This is a genomic window from Massilia rubra (assembly GCF_011682065.1).
GTDB classification, from domain to species: domain Bacteria; phylum Pseudomonadota; class Gammaproteobacteria; order Burkholderiales; family Burkholderiaceae_D; genus Telluria_A; species Telluria_A rubra.
Map to the genome: position 1 here is coordinate 161,391 of NZ_VUYU01000001.1, position 21,022 is coordinate 182,412.

Here is a 21,022-nt window from a genome sequence, read left to right on the forward strand (position 1 = left end):
TCGAGGCGGCGTTCATGGAAAACACATGATGGTGCAAGCGCCGCGCGATGTCAGCGCAGCCACCAATTCAAATACCGGGCATGTGAGTTAAACGTTGTCATGCTCGTATCGTCGCAGTTTTAAGCGGTCGTGTCAATCCATCGGACCGGGCCGCGCAGGCCGGGCCGTGCAGGCTGCCTGTCATTCTTGCCCAATCGCATGACGCAGCGCGGCGCGCGCCAGCAGCCGGGTCGAGTCGAGCGTGGGCAGGGGCGAATTGCCGTTGTTCATGATCAGCGGAATTTCCGTGCAGCCCAGCACGACCGCGTCGCAACCGCCATCTTTCATTTTCGCGATGGTTTGTTGGAAATAGGCGATCGCCGCCGGCTTGCATTCGCCGTTGACCAGTTCGTCCATGATGATGCGGTTGATTTCCATGCGCGCCGCCAGGCCGGGACGCACCGTGGCCAGGCCGTGCGCGGCGAAGCGTTCGGGGTAGACTTCGCTCTCGACCAGCCAGCGCGTGCCGGTCAGGCCGATGCGCTTGTAGCCGCGCGCCAGCGCCTCGTCAGCCACCACGTCGGCGATGTGCAGCCAGGGCAGGGGCGAGCGCGCCAGGATCGGCGCCAGCGCCTGGTGAATCGTGTTGTCGGGGCAGATCAGGAAATCGGCGCCGGCGCTGGCCAGCTTGTGCGCCGACGAGAGCATCAGTTCGCCCACGCCCGCCCAGTCGTCGGCGTCGATGCAGCGCATGTAGGCGGCCAGCGCGTGCGAATGCATGGTCAGTTGCGGATGCTCGTAGGGGCCGAGCTGGCGCGCGCCCTCGTGGCAGATGGTGCGGTAGCACAGCGCCGCCCCCTCGGCCGAGCAGGCGACGATGCCGATATGTAATTCTCTGTTATGCGATTCCATACGGAATATCCTAGCACTGTGTGGCGCACAATGTGGCGCACATACGTTTTGTTACCTCGAATTTGTTGTCGCCGCTGTGGCGCGCCATTTACAATTCTTTCTCACTTTCACTTTTCCCGGATTTCACAATGAATGCCCGCCTGGTTTGCCGTATCGCCGCCATCCTCCTGCTGCCTGCCGTACTGAGCGGTTGCGGCGTGATGGCGGCGCCTTGCCGCGTCGGTTCGGCCGTGATCAAGATGGTTCCCGTGGTCGGGCATGTGGCGGCGCTGCCGACCGACGCCTGCGCCGCGGTGATCGATCCTTGACGCCGCGCCGGGCGAGCCCGCCGGCGGGCCGTTGAGCATGGAACAGCACCTGCGCCGCCACTGGCTCGCTTCGCTCCTGCTCGCCGCGTTCCTGCTGTCGCTGGTCTGGGCCGCGATGGCGCCGATCCGCCCCGGCAGCCGCGATTTCTTGCTCGACATTCCCGAACACGCCGCCGAACGCCGCCGCGCCGGCGACAAGGCCGAGGTGCTGCCGCCGGTGGTGCGCCTGACCGTGGGCTTGCGCGACGTGCTGCTGCTCAGGAACAGCGACAGCGTGCCGCACCAGGTCGGCGGCCTGCGCCTGATGCCGGGCCAGGAATTCCGCCTGCCCTTCGAGCGCGCCACCGAATTGCAACTGCCGTGCAGCGCGCGCGTCAGCGGTGAACTGACGGTGCTCGTGAGCATCCATCCGAATCCCGGACCGGACCGCCTGCGCTGGCGCCTGTACGCGCTCGAACAGGCGCTGCGCGGTTACGCCATCAAGGGGCCGCCGGAGCGTAGTTAATCCGCCGCGCTTCGCGCAGGCGGCCGTTTTTCAGCTTGCCTTCCACCAATTCATCGCCCAGCAGCGCAAACAGGCGTCCCTGCGCGAACAGCGGACGGGCATTGCCGTACCACACAGCGGCGTCGCCGGGTGCGTCGTGCCCGGCCTTGAGCGCGCCCAGTTCGCGCAGCTTGAGCGCGGTGTTGCGCAGGTACAGCACAGAGGCCGCGTCGGCGACCGCGACCGCGTCCTCGCTGCGATCCGGCTGCGCGGCTTCTTCCACGATTGCCAGGCTCAGCATGCCCTGGCCGGGCCGCTGGGCGGCGTAATACGGCTCCTGGACGCGCGCCGGCGTCTCCCGCGCGTTCGGATGGACATAGGTGCTGGCCAGGGTGGCTTGCTGGTCCGGCCCCGGCCCCAGCCTGATGCTGCTCAGGTGCAGCGCGCTGCGCGCCTGGCCGGCCACCACCGCATCGACGCCCATGGCCGCGATGCGTTCGACCGGGTGCGCCAGTTGCAGGCGCTGCAAGCCGCCGCTGCCATCCCAGCGCAGCGCGAACAGCGGCGCGCGTCCATCGGCCGTGCTGGCCGCGCCGCCATACACCAGCCACGGGCCGATAAAGCGGTTGCGCATCGGCGCCGAGGAAAAATCGGGCAAGTCCTTGTAGCTGGCCATGGGCGCGCGCTCGCTGCCGTCGGAAAACGCTTGTAGCGGCAGGCGCAGCAAGGCCAGGGCGTTGGCGCCGGCCTGGCCGCGCCAGGAACGGGTGGCCCCGTCCGCGCCCACCAGCACGTTCAAGTGGGCGTCCGCGCTTTCGTGGAAAGAGAACTGGTCGTACGGCGCGCCGGCCACGCGCAGCGCGCCTGGCGCGCCACCGTTGAGCGGCATGCGCACCAGGCCGGCGCCGGCGTCGCCCGCGTACGGCAGCGTCCAGACGTACAGCGCTTGCGGCGCCATGTAAAAGGCGCGCGCGCGCGGCGCCAGCAGCACGCTGGCATCGCAGCGCAGCGCGCGCGCGGCCAGGTCGCACACGGTGACGCTGTGCAAGGCCAGGCCGCTGTCGATGGCGGCGTCGAGGCGATACACGCGGCTGGCCGGGGCGATGCGCTGGAACGGCGCCGCCCCCGCGCGCAGCGCCGGCAGCGCGGCCAGCGGGTCGGCGGCCAGCGCATCGGGCGCGCGCGCCGCGTACAGCACCAGCTTGCTGTCGACCTGGCTGACGGCGACCGTGCCCGGCGCGCCGCCATCGCCGGCGCGCAGCAGGTAGCTGGCGCGAAACGCCAGGCGGCCGCCGGCGTCGATGTCGAACAGGTTGATCCCGGTGCTGCGCTCGGGGTCGCTGTAACCAATCAGCGCCACCGTGTCATCGGACACGATCAGCGCGTCATGGCGGCTCATGGCGGCGGCGCCGGGCGCGAAGGCGTCGACCGCCACGACCGGCTTGAGCTGGTCCTTGCCGATCTCGACGGTAAACAGGCGTCCGTGGCGCAGCAGCACCAAATGCCGCCCGTGCTCGGCGGCCAGGGCGCTGTCGGCCGGTGGCGCTGGGTCCGCTGGCAGCGGCGCGGCCGCTGCCGGCTGGTCCTTGAAAAACGCCTCCAGCTGCGCGTCGTCCTCGAACGCGTGCAGGGTTTTCGGTGGCGCCGGCTCGCTGGCGCGCTGCTGGCAGCCCGCGAGCAGCAGCAACGCCAGGCCGGCCGCGAAAAAGTGCGACATGGGGTGGCTCTCCTGGTGGTTGTCTTTTCTTGTCTCTTGTTGTTTCCCCGCAGCGACTATTGCGCATTGGCGGGACATGGAATGTAACGGAAGCGGCTCCAAAAAGGGGTTGCTTGATGTAAAAAAAGTAAAATGGCGATACACACACGCCGGCACGCGGCCGGACAATCGTGCTTCGCTGCCGGCCCGGATTCTGGCATCATGGGGTGATGGCGACCCTCTCTTTCCCTCTGTTTCCTCTTGGTACGGTCCTGTTTCCGGACGGCGTGCTGCCTTTGCAGATTTTCGAAGTGCGCTACCTCGACATGGTGGGCAAGTGCATCGCCAGCGGCAGTCCGTTCGGCGTGGTGCTGCTGACCGAGGGCCACGAGGTGCGCACGCCCGAGGGACAGGAGCGTTTCCACCCGGCCGGCACCCTGGCTTCGGTGCAGGACAGCGCCATGAGCGCGCCCGGGCTGATGCAGGTCAGTTGCCGCGGCGGCGCGCGCTTTCGCATCCTGGCCAGCGAGCGCCGCCCGAACGGCTTGTGGATGGCCGAGACCGAACTGGTCGAAGACGACCACCCGGTGCCGGTGCCGTCCGAGCTGCAGGGCGCGGCCGACGCGCTCGACCGCGTGCTGGCCTCGCTCGACGAGGTGCCCGAACAGCGCTGGCCGGTGCTGCCGCCGTTCCGCCTGGACGACTGCGGCTGGGTCGCCAACCGCTGGTGCGACCTGCTGCCGCTGCCGAACGACCAGAAATACCGCTTGCTGATGCTGGACAACCCGGTCATCCGGCTCGAATTGTTGCACGATATGCTGGACGAACATGGCCTGATCACGTCCTGAAACGTGTTCCGGAGTCCGCCTCTTGCGCGGCCACGGCGCAATGATAAGATAGCAGGAAGCGACTTTTGCCCCTGCCGCACGGGCGCCCCGATCAGACGAGGATGGCAGTATGAGCTTTTCCGATGAAATCCTGAAGGCCTACGCCGACGGCGCGCTGGGCGAGGACACTCGCCAGGCGGTCGAGGCGGCCCTGCGCGAGGATCCGCTGCTGGCGGCACGGGTGCGCCTGCTCCTGACCCAGCACAGCAACGCCTTTGCCGGTTTCGGTCCGGGCAGCGCCGATGGTGCGGCCCAGCGCCAGCCGCAGGCGCCGCGCTCGGCCAAGGTGGTGCACCTGCACGCGGTGCGCGCCGCGCGGGTGGTCGGCACGCCCGCGCCGGTGGCCGAAGAAACGCCGCAGATCTGGTCGTGGCCGGCCTGGGCCAAGCTGGGCGGCATGCTGTCGGCCGCGGTGCTGGCCGGCGCCGGCCTCGGCTACGCGATCGGCCCGGTCCCGCTGGCGCTGGCCGACGGCGACGGCGCGGCCCTGATGGCGCGCGGCGCGCTGGCGCTGGCGCTGACCCAGCAATTGTCGGGCGCCCCGGCGGCCGACGCCCCGGTGCGGATCGCCCGCAGTTACTTGTCCAAAGAAGGCGCTTACTGCCGCAGTTTCCGGGTTGCCAACGGCGGCGGGCTGGCCTGCCGCATCGATGGCGGCGGCTGGCAGATCGACCTGTTCGCCAGCATGGACGGCGCGCCGGGCGAGTACCGCAGCCCCGGCCAGGATATGCCGCAGGCGCTGCGCGGCGCCATCGAGCGGCGCGCCGACGAGCCGCTCGATCCGATCGCGGAACGCGCCGCGCGCGACCGCGGCTGGAAGCGCTGAGGGCGGCTGCGCCAGGTCAGGCGCCGGCGCACGACGATGTCAGGCGCACAAGGCCCGGTTGCGTCCCTCGGTCTTGGCGCGGTACATGGCGCGGTCGGCATGTTCGACCAGTTGCTCCGGCGCGCCGTTCTCGTCCGGCATCAGCGACACCACCCCGATACTGATCGTCACCACCCCGTACGGCGACTTGGCGTGCGGCAGCGCCAGCTGTTCCAGCGCCAGGCACAGCGCGCAGGCCAGTTCGTGCGCTTCGGCCACGCTGGTGGCCGGCGCCAGCAGCGCGAATTCCTCGCCGCCGTAGCGCGCCACCAGGTCGGACGGACGGCGCGCGTGCGCCGCGATCACCCCGGCCACCGCGCGCAGGCACTGGTCGCCGGCCTGGTGTCCGTAATGGTCGTTGTAGCTCTTGAAATGGTCGACGTCGAGCATCGCCAGCGCCACCGGATAGCCATTGCGCGCGCCGCGCTTCCATTCGGCTTCGAGCGCATGGTCGAAGCCGCGCCGGTTGGCGATGCCGGTCAGCCCGTCCGTGGAGGACAGCGCCGCCAGCTTGGCGTTGCTCGCTTCGAGCTCGGCGGTGCGCTCGGCCACCATGTGCTGCAACTGCTTCTGGCGCCGGGTCAGGTCGCGCACCCGCGCGCGGTACGCCGCGCTCAGGAGCCCCAGCGCCAGCAGCGCGAGGATGGTGCGGAACCACCAGGTTTTCCACCACGGCGGCAGGATCGTCACCGTCATGCTGGCCGCGTTCTCGCTGCGCACGCCCTGGTGGTTGGCGGCGCGCACCGAAAACGTGTAGCTGCCCGGATCGAGGTTGGTGTAGGTGGCGCTGCGGTGCGCCGCGTCGGTCTGCACCCAGGCGCGGTCGAAACCGTCGAGCCGGTATTCGTAGGTGTTGCGCACCGGATCGGTGAAGTGCAGGGCCGCGAATTCGATCGAAAACACCGAGCCGTCGCCGGCCAGGGTCAGGTTGCTTGGCGCCGTCACCGGACCGTCGAGTTTCAGGCCCGGCACCGCGCGCCCGTCGCGCAGCGAGCGGTTGAACACGCTGATGTCGGTGATCGCCACTTGCGGCGGCGAGGAGACGCTGCGCACCGCCGCCGGACTGACCCCGGTGATCCCCTTGACCCCGCCGAAATACAGGCGCCCGTCCGGCGCGGCGTGCGCGGCGCCCGAGGAAAATCCTTCCGACAAGCCATCGGCGGCGGAGAAACGCGCCACCTTGCCGCTGTCCGGGTCGAGCCGCAGCAAGCCGTTCGCCGTGCTCAGCCACAACTGGCCGGCGCGGTCGCTGCGCATCGCCAGGATCTTCAGCGGCCCCACGCTGTCGGGCCCGTCGTAGCGGCGGAAGCTGATCGCCCCGGCCGCGTCCGTCATGACCTGGTTCACGCCGCGCGCGGTGCCGGCCCACAGCCGTTCCTGCGGGTCCTGGTACAACGCAACCACATTGTTGTCCGACAGCGAGCGCGCATCGCCGGCGCGCTGGCGCAGGTGGCGGAAGCGGCCGCTGGCCTGGTCCAGCACGTCGAGCCCGCCGCCGCCCCATTCCGAGCCCATCCACACGCGCCCGAGCCGGTCTTCGACGATGCTGGTGGTGCCGCTGACGCTGCGGCTGTCCGCGCGCGCCGGGTCGGACGGGTAGGGCGTGCTCTGGCCGCTGGCCGGGTCGTAGCGCAGCACGTGCAAACCGGTGCCGATCCACAGGGCGCCGCCGGCGGCCGGGGCGATGGTGTTGATGAAGTCGCTGCCGACCGAGCCGAAACTGACCACCCGCAGCGGCGCGTCGAGCGCGTCGAGGCGGTTCAGGCCGGCCGATGTGCCGATCCACAAGGGGCCGTCCGGCTGCTGGTACAGGCTGTAGACGATATTGCTGCTCAGGGCGGGTCCGGGCGGGCCCGCTGGCGCCGCGCCCGGACCGGCCCTGGCGTCGGCGCGGTAGCTGCGCAGCACGGCGCCGCTGGCGCTGTCGAACAGCGACAGGCCGGCGTTATTGGCCAGCCACAAGCGTCCGTCGGGCGCCCCTTCCATGGCGCGCATGGCATTGTTGGGACGCAGGTTGTTGGCATCGACGTCGAAGGGAATAAAGCGCTGGAAGCCTTCGCTGTTCAGGTTGACGAGGCTGATGCCGTCGGTGATCGAGCCGATCCACAGCATGCCGCTGCGGTCGTGCATGACGGCGCGGATATCGTCCGACGGCAGGCTGTAGCTATCGTTGGCGCGGTGCACGTAATGGACGGCCTGGGCGCCGGGTTGTTCCTGGCGCTCGCGCTGTTTATCCCAGCGCAGCAGGCCGGCGCCGAGCGTGCCGGCCCAGACGGTGTCGTTGCGGTCGCCGTACAAGGTGTTGATGCGGGTCGCGGGCGAGTCCACCTGGCGCCGCGTGTTCCACGGCTGGCCGGCGCGCCAGCTCACCACCCCGGTCTCGGTGCCGATCCAGAGCGTCTGGTCGGGCGCGAAGTGCAGGGCGCGCACGATGTTGAGCTTGGGATCGGGCGCCTCCGGCCGGTCGACCCGGAAGTGCGTGAAATCGCGCGCGCCGGGCGCCAGGTAATCGAGCCCGCCCGGCCAGGTGGCGGCCCACAGGCCGCCGCCGGCGTCCAGGGCGATGGCGTTCAGGTCGTTCGAGGCGAGGCTGCCGGGGCGCGCCGCGTCGTGCAGGTGCAGGGTGAAGCGGGCGCTGGCCGGATCGAAGTGTTGCAAGCCGCCCCAGGTGGCCAGCCACATGCCGCCCTTGCCGTCGCCGATGATCTTCTTGACGATGCGCTGCGAGGCCGGGCCGGGGGCCGGCACGAAGCGGGTGAAATTGTTGGTCTCGGGATTGAAGCGCGCCAGCCCGTTCTGGGTCGCCACCCAGATCGCGCCGGCCGGGTCTTCATACAGGTCGGAGACGCGGTCGTGCGGCAGGTTGCCGCCGCTGTTGGCGTTGCTCACGTACTTGACCGCGTGGTAGCCGTTGTAACGGTACAGCCCGCCGCTGTGGGTGCCGATCCACACGAAACCCTGGCGGTCCTGCAGCAGCGCCAGGATCGACAGCTCGCTCGAATCGAACGAGGGCAGGCGCTTGAAGCGCAGCGCCGAGGTGGGGGCGGTGCCGGCCTGGGCGGCGATCGACATGAGGCACAGGAGGGCGCACAGCAGCAGGCGCGGCAGGGCGAAGGGGTGACGCGCGAAGGCGGTAAATACGCTGAGCATGGCAAATAGGTGTCTACAGTACCGGCCACCCCGGGAATGCCGGGGAACCCGGGCAGTGTAAACCAAGTTGGCTGTGCGGCAATACCTCTTTCAAGATGTATTATCGATGTACAGTTGCCGGGATTTAGGGTATCGTTTACGGCACTATTATTGCATCTACGTCCGTACGCCCGGTTCTGCCGACGCTGTCGTGGCACTATTCGAGCTGGCCATCGGTCTTGCCACTGGCAGCCTGTCAGACTTGGGATCGTCGGCTGCAAAAATATCTGGACGGGCCATATCTCACCGCTTTCTCGGCCAATAGCTCGCTATTGGCACTGCGAAATCGTCGAAATAGGGCCTCGCCCAGCTATTTTTTCGCTTCGACTCCCCAAGCCTGACAGGCTGCCAGCCGGCTCGTCCCCGTCCATCCTGGAAGTTCCCCGCGTCGGCTTGTCCGGGCGTAGAGCAGATTGAACTTACGCCCGGAAAACTTATGTCTGAAACACCGATTACCATCGAAGCCGACAGTGCACCCACCGTCAAGTTCGCCGATTTCGGCCTTGCGCCGGAGATCCTGCGCGCACTGACGGACCAGGGCTATATCCATCCGACGCCGATCCAGGCCGCGGCCATTCCGATCGTGCTGCAGGGACGCGATGTCATGGGCGCGGCCCAGACCGGCACCGGCAAGACCGCCGGCTTTTCGCTGCCGATCATCCAGCTGCTGCTGGCGCACGCCAGCCCGAGCATGTCGCCGGCGCGCCACCCGGTGCGCGCGCTGGTGCTCACCCCGACGCGCGAGCTGGCCGTGCAGGTGGCCGAGAACGTCAAGGCCTACGCCCAGCACACCCCGCTGCGCTCGACCGTGGTGTTCGGCGGCATGGACATGAAGGGCCAGACCATCATCCTCAAGGGCGGCGTGGAAATCGTAATCGCCACCCCGGGGCGCCTGCTCGACCATATCGAACAGAAAAACGTCAGCCTGGGCCAGGTCCAGATGCTGGTCATGGATGAAGCCGACCGCATGCTCGACATGGGCTTCCTGCCGGACTTGCAGCGCATCATCAACCTGCTGCCGAAGAAGCGCCAGAACCTGATGTTCTCGGCCACCTTCTCGCCGGAGATCAAGAAGCTGGCCAACAGTTTCCTGACCGACCCGGTGACCATCGAAGTGGCGCGCAGCAACGCCACCGCCGACAAGGTCACCCAGATCGTCTACAAGGTGGCCGACGAAGCCAAGCGCGACGTGGTCGAATTCCTGATCCGCGGGCGTGACCTCAAGCAAGTGCTGGTGTTTTCGAACACCAAGATCGGCGCCTCGCGCCTGTCGCGCCACCTGGAGCAGGGCGGCATCAAGGCCACCGCGATCCACGGCGACAAGACCCAGCAGGAACGCATGGCCGCGCTCGACGCCTTTAAAAAGGGCGAGATCGACGTGCTGGTCGCAACCGACGTGGCCGCACGCGGGCTCGATATTTCCGACCTGCCATGCGTGATCAACTTCGACCTGCCGTACAACGCCGAAGATTATGTGCACCGGATCGGCCGCACCGGCCGCGCCGGCGCCTCGGGCGACGCCTTGTCGGTGTTTTCGGACAAGGACGAGCGCTTGCTGGTCGATATCGAAAAACTGATCAAGCAAACCATCACGCGCGGCGAGCTGCCCGGCTTCGTGCCAGCGAGCACGACCGGCGCGGGGCGCCTGGAGTCGTCCACCGAACGCCGTCCGCGCCGCGATGACAGCGCCGGCGCCGGTGCGCCCCGTTCGTCGAGCCGTCCGCCCGAACGCGAACGCGGCGGCGAGCGCAGTTTCAGTGCCGAGCGCAGTTCCAGCACCGAGCGCAGTTCGACCAGCGGCGCGCCGGGCCGTTCCGGTCCGTATCCGCGCCGCGAAAAAGTCGATCCCTGGTTCCTGACCCCGTACGAACCGGCCAAGAAGAGCACGCCGGTGGTGGCCGACCAGGTCAGCGCCAGCACCAAGCCCAAGCAGAAAATCGCCGTGCTGCTCGGCGGCTCGCCCAAGCAGTAAGAGCCTATCTCAGTCGATCGGGGGAAGCTGATGGCGATGCATGGCAAGCGAGGGCAAGGCGCGAGGAGACCGCATGGCTAGCCATGCAACGACGAGCAACGCAGCACTCGCTTGCCAGGCGCGGCAGCAGCGACGCCGATCGACTGAGATAGGCTCTAAGCACCCGGGCCGAGGCGGCCGCGTCGGCATGGCGCGGCCCAGCCTGGCCCCTCAAAGTGTTGCCTGGATGTATAATTTGCCCAAATGTAATGCCGCCCTGCGTGTGGTCCCTGGTCACGCGCTGCGGCGTTTCTCTTTTTTATCACTGTAAAACGATGAACAAACTAATTAATCAAAGCATCGCCATCCTCGTGCCTTGTTATAACGAGGAACTGACGGTTGCCGCGATTGTTCGCGACTTCAATGCCTGCCTGCCGCAGGCGGTGGTGTATGTGTTCGACAACAATTCGAAGGACGCCACCGTGCGCCTGGCGCGCGAAGCCGGCGCCGTGGTGCGCAATGTGCCCCTGCAAGGCAAGGGCAATGTGATCCGGCGCATGTTCGCCGATGTCGACGCCGACATCTACATCATGGTCGACGGCGACAATACCTACGACGCCAGCGTGGCGCCCAAGCTGGCCGAAAAGCTGGTCGACGAAGGCCTCGACATGGTGGTCGGCACGCGCGTGTCGACCGAGCAGGAAGCCTACCGTTTCGGCCACCGCTTCGGCAACCGCCTGCTGACCGGTTCGGTCGCGGCGGTGTTCGGCGATACCTTCACCGACATGCTGTCGGGCTACCGCGTGTTTTCGCGGCGCTACGCCAAGTCCTTCGCGGCGCACTCGGCCGGCTTCGAAACCGAAACCGAGCTGACCGTGCACGCGCTCGAACTGCGCATGCCGGTGGCCGAGGTGGAAACCATCTACCGCTCGCGTCCGGAAGGCTCGGTCAGCAAGCTCAACACGTACCGCGATGGCGTGCGCATCCTGTGGACCATCATCAAGCTGTTCAAGACCGAAAAGCCGCTGGCCTTTTTCTCGCTGGCGTTTTTCGCCTTCATGCTGGCGGCGGTCGGCTTTGCCGTCCCGCTGTTGCAGACCTACCTGGCGACCGGCCTGGTGCCGCGCCTGCCGACCGCGATCCTGTCGGTCGCGCTGAGCCTGTTCGGCGTGATCTCGCTCAACTGCGGCCTGATCCTCGACACCGTGACCAAGGGCCGCATCGAACAGAAGCGCTTCGCCTACCTGGCCATCTCGGCGCCGCGTGTCAAACATGTCTGAGCGGGGCGCCCATGGCGGCGCCTCCGCCACCGCCGCCGCGCCACGGGCATGAAGCTCGGGGTCCAGCTGCTGCGCTTCGGCGTGGCCGGCGTGGCGGGCTTGCTGGTCGACCTGGGCGTGCTGGCGCTGGCGCGCGGCGCCGGCCTCGATCCGTATGCCGGGCGCGCGCTCTCCTTCCTGTGCGCCGTGTTCGCCACCTGGCAGATCAACCGTCGCTACACCTTCCATCCGGCCGGCATCTCGCTGTGGACCGAATGGTGGCGTTACCTGCTGGCCATGAGCGGCGGCGGGCTGGTCAATTTTGCCACCTACAGCGCCATCGTCTGGTGTTTTCCCACCTTGCCGTACAGCCCCTACTGGGGCGTGTGCGCCGGTTCGCTGGCCGGCATGACGGTCAATTTCATCGGCGCGCGCTGGTTTGTTTTTCAACGTAATTCGTAATTACTTATCGCAGGAATCGCATGAATGTCGTGACTCGGGCAATTTCGCGTGTGGACGCCGGCGTGCTGCGCCTGTGGGATGGGCTCGACCGTGTCAAGCTGCTGCGCCTGTCCATGTGGCTCGTCCCGCTGCTGGCCGGCCTGGTGTCGGTGCTGCTGGGGCAGGACGCCAATTGGGACTTGCGTAACTATCACTGGTATAACCCGTACGCCTTCCTGAACGACAAGATCGGCTTCGATCTCAATCCGGGCCAGTTCCAGAGCTATTTCAATCCCACCATCGACCTGCTGTATTACGGCCTGGCATCGCATTTTCCGACCCGCGTGACCGGGTTTGTGATGGGCTTTTTGCACGGACTCAATTTCGTGCTGCTGATCGTGATCGTGCGCCAGGTCCTGGTGGCCGGCGAGCCGGCCGCGTTCGCCACCGCGCGCTACCGCCTGCCGCTGCTGCTGGGCGTGGCCGGCTGCATGGGCTTTTCTTTCCTGACCCAGCTCGGCAACACCATGGGCGACAACCTCACCTCGCTCACCGTGCTGGGCGCCATTGCGCTGCTGCTGCGCCAGTGGCCGCAACTGCTGGCCGGCGGCGTGCGCGCCGCGCTGATCGCCGCTCTCGCCGGCCTGATCATCGGCGCCGGCACCGGGCTCAAGCTGACCAATGCGAATTATGCGCTGGCCCTGTGCCTGGCGCTGCTGACCCTGCGCGTCTCCCTGTGGCGGCGCTTCACCACGGCCTTTGTGTTCGGCCTGGGCACCCTGGCCGGCATCGGCGCCACCGCCGGCCACTGGTACTGGCTGATGTGGAAGCAGTTCGGCAATCCCCTGTTTCCCCAATTTAACAATATCTTCAAGGCGCCGCTGGCCTCGCCGATCGCCGTGGCCGACATGGGCTGGGTGCCCAAGAGCGCGCTCGAAGCGCTGCTGTGGCCTTTCATCTTCACCTTCAATTCGAAACGCGTGATCGAGCTGCCGATGACCCAGATCATCTGGCCGCTGGTCTACATCGCCTTCCTCGCGCTGATCGCGCAGCACCTGCGCCGCCTGTGGCTGGCCGCGCCCGCGCCCGCCACGAGCATCGTCGCGCACGGCGAGGCCCCCGGCGCACGCTTGCTGCTGGTGTTTTTCGCGCTCTCCTACCTGATCTGGCTCAAGCTGTTCGGCATTTACCGCTACATGGTGCCGCTCGAACTGCTCGCGCCGCTGGTGCTGTGGCTGCTGCTGCACCGCGTGTGCACCTTGCCGGTGGCGCGCGCGATCGGCGCCTGGTGCATCGTGCTCTCGGCCATTGCCGGCCTGCCGCGCGTGGACTGGGGCCATCACTACAATGGCGAGAAAAGTTTCACGGTGCAGGTGCCGGCGTTTGCCGAGCCGGAGCAGAGCATGGTGTTTACCGTCCATGGCGACCCGCCGATGTCGTGGCTGGTGCCGAATTTTCCGAACCGCCTGGCGTTCGCCGCGCTCGGTTCGGGCTTTCCCGAGTCGCCCGCCTTCGCCGAGCGCGTCGCCCAGATGGTGGCCGCGCGCCGCGGTCCCTTGTTCGTGATGCTCACCGGCGGCGGCTTGCCGCTGGGACCGCGCCGCGGCGCCGCCGCGCCCGACGCCGACACCGAACAGCGCCAGCGCCGCCTGTACGACGCCGGCCACAAGGTCCTCCAGCGCTACCGGCTCACCTTCAACGAAGCGAGCTGCGTCGTGTACGACGCCCGTTTCGGCGGTGGCGCCAGCGATGCTTATCAACTGTGCGAAGTAGGACATCTGCCATGAGCGCCATTTCCCCCCGCCCGGGCCGCCATGCGGCCAAGATCGTGATCGTGTTCCTGCTGGCGCTGCCGGCGGTGCTGTCGCTCGAGCGCGCCCTGAACAAGCCGGCCGACCTCAACCTGACGCAACTGCCGCCCAAGCCGCGCACCCTGGCCGACTGGACCGCCGCGCCGCCCAAGCTCACCGCCTGGGTCGACGACCACTTCGGCGGACGCAAGTTGTTCATCCGCCTCGGCACTTTCGTGCGCTTTCACCTGTTCAATGAATTTCCGACGATCCAGATGGCGGCCGGCCAGCACGGGCGCTACTTCTTGGCCGCGCACGGCACCAATGTGGCCCAATACCAGGCCATCACCACGGTGTGCGGCAACGGCGTGGCCAACGCCACCACGATTCCTTACCTGAACAAGCTGTTCGGCGCCTTCCATGCGGCCGGGCTGCAGCCCAAGCTGCTGGTGGTGCCGTCGGCCCCGGCGGTGTATCCGGAAGACGTGCCGATGGCGCTGGTGGCCGAGTGTTCCAGCGAGCGCACCGCGGTGAGCACCGTGCTGGCCGCGCCGGAACTGGCAGCCGAAGCCTCGGGAAATATGTTTTATCCGCTCAAGGAAATGCGCGAGATCAAGAAAAGCGCGACCCTGTTCCCCAACACCTGGTTTCACTGGACCGGCGCCGGGCTGGACCAGGTGGCGCGCCTGAGCCTGACCCATTTCTGGCAGCGCCCGCTCGACCAGGGGCCGCCGCTGCGCACCCGCTCAAGCGTGGCGCAGTCGGACGTGTCGCACCTGTTCGAGGGCATCACCCTGAAAAGCGAGATCGTCGAGCCCGACATGGAAGGGTCCGGCATCAAGGCCTGCTTCGGGCTCGATTGCTTTCCCGAAGTGGCGGCCGCGCGCATCCTGCAAGACGTCAGCCGCTTCGACAATCCGCAGGCGCCGGCGCGCCGCCTCTTGATCATTTCCGACTCCTTCGGCGTGAAGATCGCGCCCTGGTATGCGCGCTACTATCGCCAGGTCGAGCACATGGCCACCAACCGGGTCGACCAGCTCTCGCCGCAACAAATTGCCGACTTGAAAACCTTCCTGTACCGCGATCCGGCCCAGACCGACATCCTGATCCTGTACCACGACGGCGGCGCCATGTACGACACGCTGCGCCTCGGGACCGACAGCATGCTGCCGGCGGCGCTGCCGAAGCAGGGCTGACATCAAGCTTGCCGACGCGTCATTTTCGTGATTGCGATTTGGCAACTTTTGATTTTTTACAACAAGGCGATGCTATAATCGCGCGCTTATCCGGCGCCGCCATCGCCGCCGTTTTTATCTGACGAGACATCTCATGGTTTTCAGTTCGGCCGTCTTCCTGTTCTATTTCTTCCCCTGCTTCCTGCTGCTGTATTACGTTTTGCCGTGGAAAAATGCCGTCCTGCTGATCGGCAGCCTGGTGTTCTACGCCTGGGGCGAGCCGCGCTTCGTGCCGCTGCTGATGCTCTCGGCCTTCCTCAATTACAGCTTCGGCTGGCTGATCGCGCGCGCCGCTGCCCAGTCTCAGCGCAAGCTGTTGCTGGTCCTGGGGATCGGACTGAACCTGGCAATGCTGGGCTATTACAAATACCTGGGCTTTTTCGCCGGCATCCTGAACGCCATCGGCCTGCGCGAAGGCGCGCTGCCGGCCATCGTGCTGCCGCTGGGGATTTCGTTCTTCGTGTTCCAGGGCATTTCCTACCTGATCGACGTGTACCGCCGCGACATCACCGCGCAAAGCAGCTTCCTGCGCTTCGCCATGTACAAGGCCATGTTCCCGCAACTGATCGCCGGCCCGATCGTGCGCTACCGCCAGATCGCCGGCGAAGTCGACCAGCGCTCGCTCACGAATGAACGGATCTGGATGGGATTTCGCCTGTTCGTGCTGGGCATGGCGCAAAAAGTGCTGATCGCCAATTACGTCGCCTTGCCGGCCGACCGCATCTTCGCCGTCGACCCGTCCAAGCTCGACGCGCCCGGCGCCTGGGTCGGCATCGCCTGCTACACGATCCAGATCCTGTTCGACTTCGCCGGTTATTCCAACATGGCGATCGGCATCGGCCACATGCTCGGCTTTACCTATCCGCCCAACTTCAACCGTCCGTATTCGGCCACCTCGATCACCGATTTCTGGCGCCGCTGGCACATCAGCCTGTCGAGCTGGTTCCGCGATTACCTGTACATTCCGCTGGGCGGCAACCGCGCTTCGCCAGTGCGCACTTACTTCAACCTGGCGCTGGTGTTCTTCCTGTGCGGCCTGTGGCACGGCGCGGCCTGGACCTTCGTCATCTGGGGCTTGTGGCACGGCGCCCTGCTGGTGCTCGAACGCCTGGGCGGCGCGGCCCTGCTGGCGCGCCTGCCGGGTGTGGTGGGACAAGCCTGGACCATGCTGTGCGTGATGATCGGCTGGGTGTTCTTCCGCGCCGACAACGTGCCGTACGCGCTCAAGTACCTCGGCAGCATGTTCGGCGCCTACGATGGCGTGGCCGTGCTGCACCCGTGGCAGCATGACCTCACCCGTACCGCGGCGTGCGCGCTGGCGATCGGCATCGTGCTCGCTTGCTGGCGCCTGCGTCCGAAGGCGGGCGAGAAGGACGAAGCGAAGGCGGTGCCGGCCATCGTGGCGCCGCGCAGCGGCGTGCTGGTCAACGGCGCCAGCGTGCTGGCCACCACCGCGCTGGCGCTGCTGTGCATCGCCAGCCTGGCGGCGGGCACCTACAATCCCTTCATCTATTTCAGGTTCTGACATGCGGCCGACTGTGTTTGCGCGCATCGGCCGGCACACCGCCAAGGCCATCATTATTGCCCTGCTGGCCGTGCCGGCCTGCCTGTCGCTGCGTGCGCTGCGCCTGCCGGACGACCCCAACCTGACGCCGCTGCCGGCGCGTCCGCACACCTTCGGCGAACTGGTGGAACTGCCTCCCAAGGTGACGGCGTGGGTGAGCGATCACTTCGGCTTTCGCGCCAACTTCATCATGGCCGACAACATCGTGCGCTTCAAGCTGTTCCACGAGTTTCCCACGGTGCAGGTGGCGTACGGCCAGCACGGGCGCTATTTCATGGCGGCGCACGCCAAGAACGCCGGCCCTTACCAGGCCATGACGGCGGTGTGCGGCAAGGGCAAGGCCACCGACGCCACGATTCCCTACCTGAACAAGCTGTTTAGCACCTTCCACGCGGCCGGGCTGGACCCGAAACTGCTGGTGGTGGCCTCGTCCCCGGCGGTGTATCCGCAGGACGTGCCGCGCAGCCTGGTGGCGGAATGCAGCAGCAGCGACACGGCCGCCGCGCGGGTGCTGGCCTCGCCCGAGCTGTTGCCCGAAGCGCGCCGGTCGATCTTGTATCCGCTCAAGGAAATGCGCGAGATCGCCAAGAACACGACCCTGTTTCCCAAGACCTGGTTCCACTGGGCCGGCGACGGCCTGGACCAGGTCGCGCGCCTGTCCCTGACCGCGTTCTGGCAGACCCCGCTGGACCAGCCGCCGCTCAAGGTGTACAAGCACATCGGCGACTCGGACCTCGGGCACATGATCATCGGCATCAAGCTCACGAGCGAACTGATCGAGCCGAACTTTGAAGCCTCCGGCATCAAGCCCTGTTTCGGCCCCGACTGCTATCCGGAGATGGACGGCGTCGGCCGCGTGCTGGGCGACATCAGCCGCTTCCACAACCCGAACGCGCCCAAGCGCCGCCTGTTGATCCTGTCGGACTCGTTCGGCCAGAAGGCCTCGCAGTGGTACGCCCGCTATTACGGCGAGGTCGAGCATTTTTGCACCAGCCATACCGCCAAGCTGACGCCGCAACAGGTCGAAGCGATGAAGGCGTATATCTACCGCAACCGGGCCGACACCGATATCCTGCTCCTGTATCACGACGGTGGCGCCATGTATGACGTACTGCGCCTCGGGACCGAGCCGATCCTGCCGGGCGCGCCGGCCGCCAAGCCCTGACCCCGGGTCCGCCCGGGTCGATGTTTAGCACCATGCCGATGCCAGGCGACGCGCCCCGAGCGGGCCGCCGCCGCCACGGTTTTCTTCTGACGAGACACCCATGGTTTTCAGTTCAGCCGTTTTCCTGTTCTACTTCTTCCCCTGCTTCCTGCTGCTGTATTACCTGCTGCCGTGGAAAAATGCCGTCCTGCTGATCGGCAGCCTGGTGTTCTACGCCTGGGGCGAGCCGCGCTTCGTGCCGCTGCTGATGCTCTCGGCTTTCCTTAACTACAGCTTCGGCTGGCTGATCGCGCGCGCCGGCGGCCAGCGCAAGGCGTTGCTGGGCCTGGGGATCGGGCTGAACCTGGCGATGCTGGGCTATTACAAATACCTGGGCTTTTTCGCCGGCATCCTGAACGCCATCGGCCTGCGCGAAGGCGCGCTGCCGGCCATCGTGCTGCCGCTGGGGATTTCGTTTTTCGTGTTCCAGGGCATTTCCTACCTGATCGACGTGTACCGCCGCGACATCACCGCGCAAAGCAGCTTCCTGCGCTTCGCCATGTACAAGGCCATGTTCCCGCAACTGATCGCCGGCCCGATCGTGCGCTACCGCCAGATTGCCCATGAAGTCGAGCAGCGCACCATCAGCAACGCGCGCCTGTGGATGGGGTTTCGCCTGTTCGTGCTGGGCCTGGCGCAAAAGGTGCTGATCGCCAATTCCGTGGGACAGGCTGCCGACCACGTCTTCGCCATCGATCCCGCCCAGCTCGACGCTCCGGCGGCCTGGATCGGCATCGCCTGCTATTCGATCCAGATCCTGTTCGACTTCGCCGGCTACTCCCTCATGGCGATCGGCATCGGCCACATGCTCGGCTTTAGCTATCCGCCCAATTTCAACCGTCCGTATTCGGCCACCTCGATCACCGATTTCTGGCGCCGCTGGCACATCAGCCTGTCGAGCTGGTTCCGCGACTACCTGTACATTCCGCTGGGCGGCAACCGCGGCTCGCCCCTGCGCACTTACTTCAACCTGGCGCTGGTGTTCTTCCTGTGCGGCCTGTGGCATGGCGCGGCCTGGACCTTTGTCATCTGGGGCCTGTGGCACGGCGCCCTGCTGGTGTTGGAGCGCCTGGGCGGCGCGGCCCTGCTGGCGCGCCTGCCCGCCATCGTCGGCCAGGCCTGGACCCTGCTGTGCGTGATGATCGGCTGGGTGTTCTTCCGCGCCAACGATGTGCCGCACGCGCTCAATTACCTGGGCAGCATGTTCGGCGCCCACGTCGAGCAGGCCCATGCGCATTCGTGGCGCATGGATGTCGGCCACAGTGCGCTGCTGGCGCTGGTGGTGGGCGCCTTGCTGGCCTGCTGGCGCTGGCGCGCCGCGCTGTCGCCCGGGGCGGCGAGCGCGGCCCCGGCCGCGCGCCTGCCGGCCGTGCTGGTGCATGGCGGCCACGCCGTGCTGACCGCGTCGCTGGCGCTGCTGTGCATCGCCAGCCTGGCTGCCGGCACTTACAATCCCTTCATCTATTTCCGCTTCTGATATGCGCAACCCTGTTCTCGCAATGCTTGGCCGCAATGCCGGCAAGTTCGCCGTGGTGGCCCTGCTGTCGGTGCCGGCCGTGATGTCGCTGTACAACGCACGCACCAAGCCGCCCGACCCCAACCTGGCGCAGCTGCCGGCGCGCCCCGCGACCACTGCCCAATTGCTGGAAGCGCCGCCCAAGCTCGACGCCTGGATCAACGACCATTTCGGCTACCGGGTCGACCTGCTCCAGTTGAACAACCGCATGCGCTTCAAGCTGTTCCGCGAATTTCCGACGGTGCAGATGGCGGCCGGGCGCCACGGCCGCTACTTCCTGGCGGCACACGGCACCAACATGCCGCCGTTCCAGGCGGTGATGGCCGCCTGCGGCGGCACGCCCGCGCGCGCCTCGACCATCCCGCACCTGAACCGCATGTTCAGCGCTTTCCACCAGGCCGGCCTTTCGCCCAAGCTGATGGTGGTGCCCTCGGCGCCGGTGGTGTATCCGGAAGACGTGCCGCGCTTCCTGGAGCGCGCCTGCGCCAGCCCCGACACGCCGACCGCGGGCGTGCTGGCGTCGCCGCAACTGGAGCAACCGGCCAGGGAAAATATGTATTATCCGGTGCGCGAAATGCGCGAGATCAAAAAGAGCGCGGTGCTGTTTCCGAAAACCTGGTTCCATTGGACCGGCGACGGCCTGGACCAGGTGGCGCGCGCCAGCCTGACCCATTTCTGGCAGCGTCCGCTCGACCAGGCGCCGGTCCTGGCGACCAAAAAATACATGCATCACTCGGACGTGTCGCACCTGTTCGACGGCGTGCTGCTGGAAAGCGAGATCATCGAACCCGACCTGGAAGCGTCGCAGGTCAAGGGCTGCTGGGGTGGCGATTGCTATCCCGAAATCGCGGCGGTGGCGGGAAAATTGCGCGACATCAGCCGCTTCAGCAATCCCAAGGCGCCCGCGCGGCGCCTGCTGATCATCTCGGACTCCTTCGGCTCCAAGGTGTCGGCCTGGTATGCGCGCTATTACGGCACGGTGGAGCAGTTCGCGACCAATAACACCGACCAGCTCACGCCCGAACAGATCCTGATCCTCACGAACTATCTGTACCGCGACCCCGGCAATACCGACATCCTGATCCTGTATCACGACGCCGGCGCCATGTTCGACGTGCTGCGTTTTGGCACCGAGCGGCTGTTGCCGCCGCCCAAGGCTTAGTGTTTGTCCGCTAGCTTATCCATGGGCTTGCTTGGCTTGCTGCTTGATTCGGTTGATTGAAAACCGGAGAGGCGTACAATCGAAGCTCCCGAAAGAGCAATCATGGCGGCACTGTGACTGGTGTGAAGGAACTGTTGAAGCGGCCCGCCGACAACGACGCTTTCATGCGCAATATGGCGAGTCAGGAACAGGCGCGGCGTGCCGATCTGGCCGGCAGCGGGGAGTTGATCGCGGCCCGGGATCTGGCTGATCGTCTGACACTGTCGCCGCAGGCCGTCAGCAAGGCCCTCAAGGCAGGGCGGATGTTTGCGCTCGAGTGCGGAGGCGGCCGCTTTCTGTATCCCGCATTCTATTCTGACGAGACGATGTCGCGGCGTGATCTGGAGACGGTGACGCGCGCGTTGGGCGACATACCGGCGTCAAGCAAATGGCAATTCTTTACCACGCCCAAGGCTTCCCTGAGCGGCCTCACTGCGCTTCAGGCGTTGCAGCAGGGTGAACTGCGAGCCGTGCTGATAACGGCAGCCGGATTCATGGAGCGCTGAGTTGCCGCCACCCCGCTCGGGCCACCGGCAAATAG

17 protein-coding genes are annotated in these 21,022 nt (G+C 66.7%); 14 read left to right on the plus strand and 3 right to left on the minus strand.

The window, feature by feature from the left end; all coding sequences use genetic code 11:
• Positions 1-180: 180 nt before the first annotated feature.
• On the minus strand, positions 181-891 hold the full coding sequence (locus F0185_RS00750) for an aspartate/glutamate racemase family protein (protein ID WP_167220683.1): 711 nt from the start codon (positions 889-891) through the stop codon (positions 181-183).
• Between the two features lie 128 nt (positions 892-1,019).
• Between F0185_RS00750 and F0185_RS00755 the strand changes: the two genes are divergently transcribed.
• Both F0185_RS00755 and F0185_RS00760 read left to right on the plus strand, forming a co-directional pair.
• The gene (locus tag F0185_RS00755; RefSeq protein ID WP_167220685.1) at positions 1,020-1,199 is read left to right on the plus strand and encodes a DUF6726 family protein; all 180 of its coding nucleotides are present in this window, start codon (positions 1,020-1,022) and stop codon (positions 1,197-1,199) included.
• Between the two features lie 37 nt (positions 1,200-1,236).
• Positions 1,237-1,704, plus strand: a complete 468-nt coding sequence (locus F0185_RS00760; protein WP_167220687.1) for a hypothetical protein — start codon at positions 1,237-1,239, stop codon at positions 1,702-1,704.
• Here the strand turns inward: F0185_RS00760 and F0185_RS00765 are convergent.
• Positions 1,679-3,400 (minus strand): hypothetical protein, encoded by a 1,722-nt coding sequence (locus F0185_RS00765; RefSeq protein WP_167220689.1) that lies wholly within the window; start codon positions 3,398-3,400, stop codon positions 1,679-1,681. The genes F0185_RS00760 and F0185_RS00765 overlap by 26 nt on opposite strands.
• A gap of 209 nt (positions 3,401-3,609) precedes the next feature.
• Between F0185_RS00765 and F0185_RS00770 the strand changes: the two genes are divergently transcribed.
• Together F0185_RS00770 and F0185_RS00775 are read left to right on the plus strand one after the other, a co-directional pair.
• A complete protein-coding gene (locus F0185_RS00770) occupies positions 3,610-4,227 on the plus strand; it encodes an LON peptidase substrate-binding domain-containing protein (RefSeq protein ID WP_167220691.1) in 618 nt (205 codons plus the stop codon).
• Between the two features lie 109 nt (positions 4,228-4,336).
• Entirely contained in the window at positions 4,337-5,092 is a 756-nt protein-coding gene (locus F0185_RS00775; RefSeq protein ID WP_167220694.1) for a hypothetical protein, read from the plus strand.
• A 39-nt stretch (positions 5,093-5,131) separates the two neighbouring features.
• Here F0185_RS00775 and F0185_RS00780 read toward each other — a convergent pair whose 3' ends face one another.
• Positions 5,132-8,281, minus strand: coding sequence for a ligand-binding sensor domain-containing diguanylate cyclase (locus F0185_RS00780; RefSeq protein ID WP_167220703.1), 3,150 nt, complete (start codon positions 8,279-8,281; stop codon positions 5,132-5,134).
• Positions 8,282-8,756: 475 nt separating this feature from the next.
• Here F0185_RS00780 and F0185_RS00785 point away from each other — a divergent pair, with 475 nt between their 5' ends.
• The 10 genes from F0185_RS00785 to F0185_RS00830 all read left to right on the plus strand — a co-directional run bounded on the left by F0185_RS00785 (position 8,757) and on the right by F0185_RS00830 (position 20,987).
• A complete protein-coding gene (locus tag F0185_RS00785; protein ID WP_167220705.1) occupies positions 8,757-10,292 on the plus strand; it encodes a DEAD/DEAH box helicase in 1,536 nt (511 codons plus the stop codon).
• 314 nt (positions 10,293-10,606) lie between these two features.
• The gene (locus tag F0185_RS00790; protein ID WP_167220707.1) at positions 10,607-11,551 is read left to right on the plus strand and encodes a glycosyltransferase family 2 protein; all 945 of its coding nucleotides are present in this window, start codon (positions 10,607-10,609) and stop codon (positions 11,549-11,551) included.
• Between the two features lie 48 nt (positions 11,552-11,599).
• Positions 11,600-11,992 carry a GtrA family protein gene (locus tag F0185_RS00795; RefSeq protein WP_167220709.1) on the plus strand — a complete coding sequence of 131 codons (393 nt, stop codon included), beginning with the start codon at positions 11,600-11,602 and terminating at the stop codon, positions 11,990-11,992.
• A gap of 20 nt (positions 11,993-12,012) precedes the next feature.
• Positions 12,013-13,758, plus strand: coding sequence for a hypothetical protein (locus F0185_RS00800; RefSeq protein WP_167220711.1), 1,746 nt, complete (start codon positions 12,013-12,015; stop codon positions 13,756-13,758).
• Complete coding sequence (locus tag F0185_RS00805; RefSeq protein ID WP_167220713.1) at positions 13,755-14,957, plus strand: hypothetical protein; 1,203 nt, start codon at positions 13,755-13,757, stop codon at positions 14,955-14,957. Before F0185_RS00800 ends, F0185_RS00805 begins: the two co-directional genes overlap by 4 nt.
• Positions 14,958-15,090: 133 nt before the next feature.
• Positions 15,091-16,521, plus strand: a complete 1,431-nt coding sequence (locus tag F0185_RS00810) for an MBOAT family O-acyltransferase (RefSeq protein ID WP_167220715.1) — start codon at positions 15,091-15,093, stop codon at positions 16,519-16,521.
• A gap of 1 nt (position 16,522) precedes the next feature.
• Positions 16,523-17,725, plus strand: coding sequence for a hypothetical protein (locus F0185_RS00815; protein ID WP_167220717.1), 1,203 nt, complete (start codon positions 16,523-16,525; stop codon positions 17,723-17,725).
• 100 nt (positions 17,726-17,825) lie between these two features.
• On the plus strand, positions 17,826-19,241 hold the full coding sequence (locus F0185_RS00820) for an MBOAT family O-acyltransferase (protein ID WP_167220719.1): 1,416 nt from the start codon (positions 17,826-17,828) through the stop codon (positions 19,239-19,241).
• A gap of 1 nt (position 19,242) precedes the next feature.
• Entirely contained in the window at positions 19,243-20,442 is a 1,200-nt protein-coding gene (locus F0185_RS00825) for an alginate O-acetyltransferase AlgX-related protein (protein ID WP_167220721.1), read from the plus strand.
• Positions 20,443-20,564: 122 nt separating this feature from the next.
• Positions 20,565-20,987, plus strand: coding sequence for a hypothetical protein (locus F0185_RS00830; protein ID WP_167220723.1), 423 nt, complete (start codon positions 20,565-20,567; stop codon positions 20,985-20,987).
• The last annotated feature ends 35 nt before the right edge of the window (positions 20,988-21,022 follow it).